Consider the following 11,842-nt stretch of genomic DNA (forward strand, 5'->3'; position numbering starts at 1 on the left):
CGGCGTTTTGTCTCCCTTCTGCGAGAAGTGACTGAAGTTTATCAGGAGCCGGATACGAGGCCCGTACGTACGGTTCTGTGAGAAGGATAAAGCCCAAGCAAGTTACTTCGGCTTTACCTTACTTGATTAGAAAGAATTATTATAAAGGAGGCCTGAATATGTTTGCTAATTACCAGGAACTAAGTGCATGCTTAATTAAGCAAAATTATTTTATTAATGATAATGCGGCCTTAATTTTATTTTTAGCATATAAAATGAATAAACCTTTACTAATCGAAGGACCTGCAGGTGTAGGTAAAACAGAACTTGCTAAGGTACTTGCCGAAGTTACAGGAAGCACTTTAATTAGGTTGCAATGCTATGAAGGTTTAGATGAAGGAAGAGCATTATACGAGTGGAATTATCAAATGCAGTTATTGTATCTGGAGGCTAGAAGGCAAAATTTAGATTGGGATAAACTTAAAGAAGATATTTATACTGAAGAATATATTTTACCACGTCCTTTGCTGAAGGCGTTGCGATGCAATGAACCTGTGGTGCTTTTAATTGATGAGTTAGACAAAAGTGACGAAGAATTTGAAAGTTTTTTGTTAGAATTGTTAGCAGAATTTCAAATATCTATTCCAGAGCTAGGTACAATTAAAGCAAAAAATAAGCCAACTGTTATTGTAACCAGCAACAACAGTAGAGAATTTTCAGAGGCTTTAAAACGTAGGTGCTTTTATTTGTATTTAGATTATCCAGATTTAGAAAGAGAAATGACTATTATCCGTTCCAAACTTCCAGGTATATCTGAAAAACTTGCTACTCAGGTGACGACTTTTGTGCAAAATTTACGATACTTTGATCTAAAAAAAAGGCCTAGTATTGTTGAAACAATTGATTTTGCTCAAGCACTGTTAATTTTAAATTCAAAAGAAATGCAGGTGGATGAAGTAAAAAAAGCACTGACTATCTTACTTAAATATCAAGAAGACGTAAGTAAAATAGTACCTAAGTTGGAGCAAATTTTAAGCAAATGTCTGGAAAAACCGAGGTAAAAAAGATGGTAAAATCCATTGTTTCTTTTGCTCGTTATTTAAGAAAAGCCGGATTTAGTATTTCAACAATTGAAATTATGGACTGTATCGAAGCGCTTTCCCTTGTGGAGTTTGATGTTAAAGTATTTGAACAAGTATTAAGGTGCAGCTTTGTCAAAAGCCAAGAAGAAGCTGATTTATTTCATAAACTCTTTACAGTTTATTTTCATTTAATGAAATATAGTTTACCTGAGCAAACTAATGGGCAAATTAAATCCCCTCTTGACAATCTAACACCATCTGAAAAAAGAGCTTCAAATACTGATGGCAGGGGTGTTGGGCAGAGTGGTATTGGTGGGCCCAGTTTACTGCAAGCTTTTCTAAATAAAGATTATGGATTAATTAGAAAAATAATTACAGCGCAAATTAGTCTTCTAGATTTGAATAATAGTGAGGTTGTTCCTCAAACAATAGCAGATTACTTGAGGCAAATACAACTTAATTTAGATTGGTTTATGCTAGAAAATCAACTGCTAAAGCAGAGTCAGGAAGATACTAGGAAAAAAGAATACTATAATGACTTATTAAAAAAAGTTAAGCTGCAAATAGAGACTGAGCTAATTAAACATTTAAGTGAGAAATTAGATGCTGATTTTTTAACAGCTTATGCTGAGGCCTCAAATTATAAAAATACTGAGTTCGGGAAATTGTCTCAGGAGCAATATGCATTAATTCAGAAACAAATTATTAAATTAGGTAAAAGGTTAGCTATTAAGGACGGTAGAAGAAGTAAGGATGCTCGCCAAGGAGATTTTAGTTTTAAATCTACTATACGTAAGGCTTTTAGTACCGGAGGTAAAGTACTAAAAATTGTCAACAGAAAAAGAAAGCCGGGAAAGCCAGAATTATTGGTTCTATGTGATGTTTCAAACTCCGTAGCTCAATTTAGTCAATTCTTTTTGTTACTGGTTTTTGCTGTGCAAAAACGTTTCAGTGCTGTCCATACTTTGATATTTGTCGATCGTTTAGAAGATATAACAAATTTTATCTTGAGAAATGATTTTACTGAAGTAGCTAACAAGGCTCTTTTTAATACAAAAATATCCGCATCAGGTTTTTCTGATTTTGGTAGGGTTTTTAATGATATTAGTACTGATTACGTTAATTTGTTAAAACATAATACTACAGTAATAATCCTAGGGGATGCAAAAAATAATTGGAGAGAACCAAAAGTGGAGGCGCTAAAATTTATTGCTGATAAATGTGCTAAAGTTTATTGGCTTAATCCAAAGGATCAGTCCAGTTGGTATCAGGAGGACAGTATCTTAGAATTATATGAACCTTACGTTAACAAGGTATATCAATGTTCTAATTTAAAACAATTATATACTATTGCAAATAAAATTCTATAATTACATTACAAGGGAAAATGAGTTTTACTTATGAACTAATGGGCAAAATATGTATTGATTAGCTGAAAGGAAGTGGCAAATCTGTATTACCATATTGAGGTTTGGGGCTGCCAAATGAATGAACATGATGCGGAAGTTTTAGGCGGTATATTAGAACAAATTGGTTATCAAAAGACCGAAAATATTGAAAAGGCCGATTTAATTATTTTATATACTTGTTGTGTACGGGAAAAGGCTGAACAAAAAGTTTTTGCAAGATTAGGTAATTTAAAAAAATATAAGTATCAGAACCCTAACATGTTAATAGCTGTAGGAGGATGCATGGCACAGCAACCTGAAATGGGAACTTTGATTAAAAGGCGGGCACCTCATATTGATATTGTGTTTGGAACACATAATATTCATCGTTTACCTGAACTGCTTAAGGAAGCAGTTGATTCCGGGACAACTTTAATTGAAGTTTGGGATAAAGAACAGGGCATTATTGAAAATTTACCTTCTAAGAGAGCGGATCAACTAAAAGCCTATGTAACTATTATGTATGGCTGTAATAACTTTTGCAGTTATTGTATTGTTCCTTACGTCAGAGGAAGAGAAAGAAGTAGGGAGCCCCAAGAAATTATAAAGGAAATAAAAGACTTAGCAGAACAAGGTTTTAAGGAAGTTATTCTTTTAGGCCAAAATGTAAATTCCTACGGAAAAGATTTAAAAGAAGCAATTGATTTTGCAGACTTATTAATGGAAATTGATAAACTGTCAGGGCTAGAACGAATTAGATATATGACCTCTCACCCTAGAGATTTTACAGCTAAATTAGTTACTACAATTAAAAATTCATTAAAAGTGTGCGAACACTTTCACCTTCCAATTCAAGCAGGCAGCAATGAAATCTTAAAGCGTATGCACCGGGGTTATACAAAAGAAAAATATTTAGAATTGGTAAGCAAAATCCGCCAGCAAATACCCCAAGCGGTAATAACTACAGATATTATTGTTGGTTTCCCCGGAGAAACAGAAGAAGATTTTAATGAGACACTGGATGTTATTAGGAAAGCTAGGTTTGATCAAGCTTATACTTTCATCTACTCTCCACGGAAGGGAACACCAGCGGCAGATCTACCTAATCAGATTTCATCTGAAGTTAAAAAAGAACGTTTTCAAAGATTGCTTGATTTGCAAAATGAAATAAGCTGGGAAATAAATCAACAAATGCTAGGTAAAATTGAAAATGTGTTAGTAGAAGGAACAAGTAAAACAGACTCAAGTAAGCTATCCGGTCGGACAAGGGGTAATAAAATTGTTATAATGGAAGGAAGAGAAGATTTTATTGGAAAAATTGTAGATGTAGAAATAACAGAAGCTCAAACTTGGTCTTTGTTAGGTAAAATTGTTTCTTTTAAGGGAAATATCTAATTTACAAAGCTATTAATGTGAGGTCATATTTATTATGAGCGGTAATGTAACTCCAATGATGCGCCAGTATCTTAAAATAAAACAAAACTATCTAGATTCTATTTTGTTTTTTCGTCTTGGAGATTTTTATGAAATGTTTTTTGAAGATGCTTTAACAGCTTCAAAAGAACTGGAAATAACCTTAACTTCTCGTGAAGGTGGAGAAGAACGTGTCCCTATGTGTGGAATACCTTATCATGCGGCAGATGGTTATATTGCTCGTTTAGTAAATAGGGGTTATAAAGTAGCAATTTGTGAACAGGTTGAAGATCCTAAATCTGCAAAGGGTATTGTTAAAAGAGAGGTTATTCGTGTTATTACTCCTGGTACAATTGTTGATGAAAAAGTATTATCTGAAAAACAAAATAATTATTTAGTTGCTTTGGCTGCTGAGCAAGACGTTTATAGTTTAGCTTACATAGATATCTCAACTGGGGAATTTAAAGTTACATATGTTGAAGAAAAGAGTGGAATGTATTTACTAATAGATGAACTAGTACGTCTTAAGCCTGCTGAAATTTTATTTAGTTTAGATACAAAAAATGAACAATTATTTGAACTTAAAATCAACCAATTACTCAATTGTTCCTATCATGCATATCCTCTAAGGGGCAAAGAAGGCAGTGAAATTTTAATAAACCATTTTGGTGCTAGGGAATTTAGTAGTTTTTGCTTTGCCAGAATACCTGCAGCTGTTAAAGCTGCCGGGATGATTATGCAGTATTTAAAAGAAACTCAGAAGATTGCCCTACAGCACATCATTAATCTAAATTTTTATCAAGTAGATTCTTTTATGGTAATTGACTTATCAACTAGGAATAACCTTGAATTAACAGTCCATTCTAGAAATAAAACAAAAAATGGCTCATTACTGCAAATTCTTGATGAGACAGTGACTGCTATGGGAGGACGAAAGCTAAAACAGTGGTTGGAGCAGCCTTTACTTGATTTGGCAACTATCCAGCTTAGGTTAGATATGACCGAGGAATTGGTTGAAAAATATATTTTACGTTCTGAAGTTAGGACCCATTTAAAAAAAGTGTATGATGTGGAAAGATTATTAGGTAAAGTTGCTTACGGTACAGCCAATGCAAGAGATATATTAGCCTTAAAAAATTCTTTACTAATTTTAAAACCAATAAAAGAAAAGTTACAACAGGCCACATCTCCAGGCCTAAATAAGATATGTGCAAATATAGAACTATTGCCGGAACTAGTAGAATTGCTGGATGCTGCTATCATTGATGACCCCCCTATTGTGTTGAAAGAGGGAGGAATAATCAAAACTGGATATAATCTTGAGGTAGATCGGCTTAGGGAGGCTACCCGTGACGGGAGAACATGGATAGCAAATTTAGAACAAGAAGAAAAGGAACGTACGGGCATTAAATCTCTTAAAGTTGGCTATAATAAAGTTTTTGGTTATTATATTGAGGTAACAAAGTCTAATCTAGCCAGCGTCCCGGCAGATTTTATACGCAAGCAAACTTTAGCTAATGTGGAACGATATATTACCCCTAAACTTAAAGAATTAGAAGAGCTGGTCTTACATGCTGAAGAACGAGCGGCGGCTTTAGAATATGAGCTGTTTTTAGAAATAAGACAGGAAGTAACTAAATATACGGCAAAACTTCAAAAACTAGCACAAGTTATTGCTGAATTAGATGTTATATGTAGTTTTGCTGAAATAGCAGTTCAAAACAATTATACTAAACCAATTGTTGACCAATCTTGTACCATAGAATTAACCGAAGCCAGACATCCAGTAGTAGAAAAACTATGTCTCGATACTGGTTTTGTACCCAATGATTGTTACCTAGATACAAAGGAAAACCAACTGGCAATTATTACTGGACCCAATATGGCAGGTAAATCAACGTATATCCGAATGATAGCCTTATTAACAATAATGGCTCAAATTGGGTGCTTTATTCCAGCCAAAAAAGCTAAGATTGGTATAGTAGACAGGGTTTTTGCGCGTATCGGAGCTTCTGATGATTTAGCAAGGGGACAGAGTACTTTCATGGTTGAAATGAATGAGGTTGCTAATATTCTAACTAAAGCTTCAAAGCAGAGTTTAATAATTTTAGATGAAGTTGGCAGAGGAACTAGTACTTTGGATGGCTTAAGTATTGCCTGGGCTATTAATGAGTACATTCTAGATAAACTAAAGGCACGAACTTTATTTGCAACTCATTATCATGAATTAATAAGCTTGGCTGATTCTTATTCAGGTGTAAAAAATTATAGTATGGCAGTTAAGGAATATGATGATACTGTTATTTTTTTACGACAAGTTGTTCCAGGGGGATCAGATCGTAGTTATGGTATTCATGTTGCAAAACTCGCTGGAGTCCCTCAAGAAATTATTGCTAGAGCTCAGGAAAAGTTATTGGAATTTGAAAAAGAAAATTATATTGGAGAATTTTTAGAGGAAGCTGCTCCAACCGTGGAAAAAAAGTATATTAAAGAGCAAAATGTTTACCAGGAAATTGTTGCAGCAATTAAAAATTTAGATGTGAATTATTTAACTCCCCTGGATGCTTTAAATTTTTTGAATGCTATTAAAAATAAACTTAAGAAATGTGAAATGGAAGAATAACAGTGAAAGCAAAAATACAAATACTTGAACCTTATATTGCTGAAAAAATAGCGGCTGGAGAGGTTGTCGAGAGACCTGCTTCAGTAGTTAAAGAATTAGTGGAAAATTCTCTAGATGCTGGCAGTACCAAAATTATTATTGAAATTGGCCAAAGCGGACTAGAATATATAAAAGTTACTGATGATGGAGAAGGTATGGACAAGGAAGATGCCCAACTAGCTTTTATTCGCTACGCCACCAGTAAAATTAAATCAATGGCGGATTTAAGCCAAATAAGTACCTTGGGATTTCGTGGAGAAGGTTTGCCAAGTATTGCTGCAGTTAGCAAAGTAACTCTTTTTAGCAGAAGGGCGGACAATATTGAGGGTTTTAAAATTTATCTAGAGGGAGGTATTTTTAAGGCCAAAGAGCCTTGCGGTTGTCCTAAAGGAACTATCATTAATGTAGAAAATTTATTTTATAATACTCCTGCAAGAAAAAAATTTTTAAAGTCCCATTTAAAAGAAACGGGCTTAGTCGCAGATATAGTTAACCGCTTAGCTTTGGCTAATCCCCAAGTAGCTTTTAAACTCGTAAGTGACGAAAGAATAATCTTCCAAACAAGTGGTAATAATAACCTTTTAGATACAATTGCACAAATTCACAATATTGAACTGGCAAAGCATCTACTAAAGGTTAAATATGACTCTACAGAGTTAAGTATCCAAGGCTACATAGGTCAAAGTTTTCAGCACCGAGCCAACCGAGATTTGCAAACATTTTTTCTAAATAACCGGTATATACATCACTCTAAGCTGAGTAGAGCCTTGGAAGCAAGCTATCAAGGCGCTCTCCCAGTAAAGCGACATCCAATTTGTGTAATAAATATTTCAGTCCCATTCGAATTAGTTGATGTTAATGTGCATCCTACAAAACTAGAAGTAAGAATTAGCAATGAGGAAAAATTATTAGATACTTTTTCCACTATCGTCAAAGAAACACTGCAAAACAAAAGTAGCATGCCTACGTTTAATTCTGTCAAGGAAAGTCAACCTCTAATTATAAAGGAAGAACAAAAAGAACCTGTATCTTTTCAAGTCGATAAAGAAATATGTAAAGAAGAAGTCGCAGTCGCTTCATATTTAAATGTTGCAACATTACCTGCAACCCAGGATGATAATACTAGTGCTGCCAAATTTGTGGTAACCACAGAAGAAACTTTAGAACTAAAAGCCAAACAAGAGAAATTACCTATTCTTAATCCCATTGGTCAATTATTTAATTCTTATATTTTGGCTGAAGGGGAAGAAGGATTATACATTCTAGACCAACATGCGGCTCATGAGCGAATTATGTACGAAGAGTTAACACGTAAATATGCTTCGAAAGAAATAGCTAGTCAGATGCTAGCTATACCAATTACCTTGGAACTATCTTATTCTGAGGCTACTAAATTAATTGAAAATATTTTTTATTTTACTGCTTATGGTATTATAATTGAACATTTTGGTGGTTGTTCTTTTCAAATAAGAGGTCTTCCCTTAGGCTTTTCGCCTCAAGATGGGGAAGAAATAGTTTCAACTCTTTTGACAGAAATGGGTGGAAGTAGTTTAAATCCAATATTAGCCAAGGATAAATTAATTAAGTTATTAGCTTGTAAGAAGGCAGCGAAGGCAAATCAAAAACTAGCTCTTCCCGAAATAAATCATCTTTTACAGCAACTTAACCAAGCGGATTACCCTTTTACATGCCCTCACGGAAGACCTACAATTATATGTCTAAATAAAGCAGAGTTATTAAAAAAATTCTTACGTACATAGAAAGGTATTCAATGTTAAACTTAGGAGCAATTATCGGCCCCACGGCAGTGGGAAAAAGTAAAATCGCAGTTGAAGTTGCAGGTAAGATAAACGCGGAAATAATTTCAGCTGATTCTGTTCAGATTTACAAAGGATTTGATATTGGTTCAGCAAAAATAATGCAATCTGAATGCTATTCTAGCGATGGTAAGTATATAAAACATTACATGTTGGATGTGGTTGAACCAGATGTTGATTATAGTGTTGCAGATTATCAAAAGGAAGTACAAAATTTAATTCCCCAGATTTGTAATAAGGGCAAGTATCCCATCCTTGTAGGTGGAACAGGATTATATGTCCAAGCTGTAATTGATCCATATTACTTTCATGAAACAGCAATTAATTGGGACTACCGTACGCAGTTGTTCCGAGAAGCTCAGGAAAAAGGAAATACATTTGTACATGCTAAACTTGCTCAGGTAGATCCTCTTACGGCTAAACGATTACACCCCAACGATTTACGTAGAGTGATTCGTGCTTTAGAAATCTTAAAAGTAACTGGACATCCTATTTGGGCGCAACATTATGTGGGAAAAAAGGAAAGTAATTATAATTTAGCAATGGTAGGTTTGGAGTTGCCAAGGGAAATATTGTATAATCGAATTGAAAAACGGGTAGATATGATGATTGAGCAGGGACTTGTACAAGAGGTTAGAAACTTAATTGACTCTGGTTTTAGCCCTTCTTTAAAATCAATGCAAAGTTTAGGGTATAAACAAATATGTACATATTTAGCAGGTGAAATATCTTTGGATGAAGCAATAAGATTAATAAAAAGAGATACAAGGAGGTATGCTAAAAGACAGCTAACCTGGTTTAAGAGAGATAAAAGAATCAAATGGTTTATGGCTGATGAGAAATCAAAAGTTAACCGGATAATAGAGGAAGTTATTAAAGAATTTGGCAGGACAATTAATAATTAAGTAGAATAAAAGCATAAAGAGAATAATATTGCGGAGGGGACAAGATGACAAAATCACAAATTAATTTACAAGATGCTTTTTTAAATCAAGTTAGGAAGGAAAGTATTCTTGTAACAATTTATTTAGTAAATGGGTTTCAATTAAAAGGTATAGTTAAGGGCTTTGATAATTTTATAGTTATTCTTGAATCTGACGGCAAGCAACAAATGATTTATAAACATACTATCTCTACTATTTTACCTACTAGAGCAGTTAATTTAAATAGTGAAGCCAAAAACATTTAATATAAAAATCGAGTAAGGTAAAGCCGAAGTAGGGAGTATGCATAATTTCGTGTAAATGGTTTTTCACAGTTTAAAATTTTAATATAAAATATTCCGGCCATATTTCTACACCTAGTTTTATATTACGACAATAGGTTAGACTATAACCGGCTCTTATTCACTGGGAGGATAGGGCGATGTTGGAGAACAACCCAAGCGTCCGGTGAAGTTCTGCCGGTAAAGAGTGGGTAATTATCCCCACTCTTTATTTTTACTACCGGGAGAAATAAAACGATAAATGGTTTTCATATCTGCTATAACTGCTTTTTGTTCTTTATAAGGAATATATTTAAAACAGTTTCTAATTTGGTGAATCACGCATAACTAATACCAAGCCAAAAGCCGGCACTTTCTGCTTCGCCAATCCGATGCCCGGTATTTTTTTGCATCCGTTGACGTTAATACCTAGAACACTGTAGGCTGCTTTATTAGCAATCCTATTTTCTTTACTAACTTTTTTTGCCAATCGACTGCAAATGCTTCTACGGTCTCTCCATCTGTTCCGGGGAGCGCTATTTTGCTTTTACGGCCTTAAAGGCTTTTTCCGGGTTATCTTTCTTATATACTTTGTCTCTCAAATTGTATCGTTTCTTCATTATTTCACCTGTTTCGTTATGCTGACGGTGCTTATGCAGCAGTTTCTTCCTGCATTCTCCGGCGTCTCCGGCTCTGTGGCAATCTTACCCTGAGGTTTTGCAGTACTCTACTTGAGCGGACGTTAAATCCGGCCGGCTCGTTACCACCGTCTTTTCGTTCCCTTTGACTTTTCAGCTCGGTTATCTTCTCTTTGCATAAATATTATATCTGCAGTCAGATTCTTTGATTTATCTTCCCCCCTATGTTCCAAGTTCCCCCTTCGGCTTCCTGCAGACCCTACAGTTACCGGTGACGCCCTTGCTTACGAGTTATCTTCCTGCCGGTTAGGCGATAGGGTTTCTTTCAGCCCATCGGCTCAGCAAATATGCCGGGCAAACTAAAAAGCCCTCTTTTTAGGGGCTTAATAATTAAGGGATAAAGCCTAGATGATTTCCTTTTAACGCCTTTGAATAATTTATTATTGGCTCTTTTTTCATTCTTTCATCGTAAGTGGCTAAGGCAAAGGTTTTCATATTAGGGTGACGTTGTACAGTGCTGAACATTTGCTGAATATTTTTCGGATTTGGCAATTGGTTCTAACCTCCTTTCGCTATATGTTTTATTATTAGCAAGTGCTTTTATTTATATGAGTATATAATGAAATTATTCAAATTCAGTATATTTTTTGTCGGATCCATAAGACTTTTCAATAGGATATTTAAGTTTGTTTTTATCTAGTTTTGCTCTAATTGCTTCATCTAAATCGATATTTAGTTCGTTGCAAAGTAAAAATAAGTAATTGCTACATCTGCAATTTCATCGTTAATATTATAAAAATTTTTTTGTATACCTCATCACTAGTTTTCCATTGAAAATTTTTAAGCAGTTCATTAATTTTCATTAATTTTAAAGATATTTTCATTCTTGCTAATTTACTATTTTTTGGGTATACTTATGATAAGCTCGATAGTGCTTATGGATAGATACAAACCTTCCTCGATTGCCTTGAGCATGGGAAGATGTTGAATTCCCTTTGCAACGGGCAACTAATTTAGGAGGTTTTTTCTATGTTTAATGACAAGGTTTTAACTTGTAAAGATTGTGGAAAAGAATTTGTTTTTTCTGCTTCTGAACAGGAATTTTATGCCAAAAAAGGATTCATGAATGAGCCTGGACGTTGCCCAGAATGTCGTTCCGCAAGAAAGGCGCAAGTAAGATCTAATAAAGGTGGAAGATACGGTAATTCACAACGTGAAATGTTTCCTGCTGTTTGTTCATCTTGTGGCAAGGAAACAACCGTTCCTTTTAAGCCGACTGGAGATAAACCAGTGTATTGTAAAGATTGTTATCAGCCACGCAATCGTACTAGAAGATAAAAATTTAATTTGGATTGAAACTTCCCAGAGAAAACTCTTGGAAGTTTTTTTATAACTATGTATGTCGCCGAACAAAGAACGGGTGCGACATATAGTTAACTTCATTCGCCCTATTGCAATTCCTCCATTTTTAATCAAGGCGTTTATAATGGAAATATACTAGGACTAATTTATTTTATAATTAACAAACTTGTCCTGGCAAAAGGTTGACATATAAGTGAGCATATAGTATAATATTTAAACGTCAAACAGCTGCGGCCTTGAGCCGACAGTAATAAAAAGTGTTTGACAAAAGCTAATAAACATGATAAGATAATTCTT

The 11,842-nt window shown here is 34.5% G+C and carries 9 protein-coding genes and 1 pseudogene; 8 read left to right on the top strand and 2 right to left on the bottom strand.

What is annotated here, in order from left to right:
* Positions 1–158 precede the first annotated feature (158 nt).
* The 7 genes from RDV78_09865 (at position 159) to hfq (ending at position 9,530) form a co-directional block, all read left to right on the top strand.
* Positions 159–1,040, top strand: a complete 882-nt coding sequence (locus RDV78_09865) for a MoxR family ATPase (protein ID MDS1030757.1) — start codon at positions 159–161, stop codon at positions 1,038–1,040.
* Positions 1,041–1,045: 5 nt separating this feature from the next.
* Positions 1,046–2,431: a VWA domain-containing protein gene (locus RDV78_09870; protein MDS1030758.1), complete on the top strand. Its 1,386-nt coding sequence runs from the start codon at positions 1,046–1,048 to the stop codon at positions 2,429–2,431.
* A 72-nt stretch (positions 2,432–2,503) separates the two neighbouring features.
* Positions 2,504–3,844: a tRNA (N6-isopentenyl adenosine(37)-C2)-methylthiotransferase MiaB gene (gene miaB, locus RDV78_09875; protein ID MDS1030759.1), complete on the top strand. Its 1,341-nt coding sequence runs from the start codon at positions 2,504–2,506 to the stop codon at positions 3,842–3,844.
* Positions 3,845–3,878: 34 nt separating this feature from the next.
* A complete protein-coding gene (gene mutS, locus RDV78_09880; GenBank protein ID MDS1030760.1) occupies positions 3,879–6,485 on the top strand; it encodes a DNA mismatch repair protein MutS in 2,607 nt (868 codons plus the stop codon).
* A 2-nt stretch (positions 6,486–6,487) separates the two neighbouring features.
* Positions 6,488–8,284 carry a DNA mismatch repair endonuclease MutL gene (mutL, locus tag RDV78_09885; GenBank protein ID MDS1030761.1) on the top strand — a complete coding sequence of 599 codons (1,797 nt, stop codon included), beginning with the start codon at positions 6,488–6,490 and terminating at the stop codon, positions 8,282–8,284.
* Between the two features lie 11 nt (positions 8,285–8,295).
* Positions 8,296–9,246: a tRNA (adenosine(37)-N6)-dimethylallyltransferase MiaA gene (gene miaA, locus RDV78_09890; GenBank protein MDS1030762.1), complete on the top strand. Its 951-nt coding sequence runs from the start codon at positions 8,296–8,298 to the stop codon at positions 9,244–9,246.
* Between the two features lie 44 nt (positions 9,247–9,290).
* Positions 9,291–9,530, top strand: coding sequence for an RNA chaperone Hfq (hfq, locus tag RDV78_09895; GenBank protein ID MDS1030763.1), 240 nt, complete (start codon positions 9,291–9,293; stop codon positions 9,528–9,530).
* A 261-nt stretch (positions 9,531–9,791) separates the two neighbouring features.
* Here hfq and RDV78_09900 read toward each other — a convergent pair.
* Together RDV78_09900 and RDV78_09905 are read right to left on the bottom strand one after the other, a co-directional pair.
* Positions 9,792–10,026 (bottom strand): annotated as a pseudogene (locus RDV78_09900) (transposase).
* A 547-nt stretch (positions 10,027–10,573) separates the two neighbouring features.
* Positions 10,574–10,735, bottom strand: coding sequence for a hypothetical protein (locus RDV78_09905; GenBank protein MDS1030764.1), 162 nt, complete (start codon positions 10,733–10,735; stop codon positions 10,574–10,576).
* Positions 10,736–11,212: 477 nt separating this feature from the next.
* Between RDV78_09905 and RDV78_09910 the strand changes: the two genes are divergently transcribed.
* Positions 11,213–11,521, top strand: coding sequence for a zinc-ribbon domain containing protein (locus RDV78_09910; protein ID MDS1030765.1), 309 nt, complete (start codon positions 11,213–11,215; stop codon positions 11,519–11,521).
* Positions 11,522–11,842: the final 321 nt, after the last annotated feature.

The sequence above is a fragment of the Bacillota bacterium LX-D genome, from assembly GCA_031628995.1.
Classification (GTDB): Bacteria; Bacillota; DUOV01; order DUOV01; family Zhaonellaceae; genus JAVLUO01.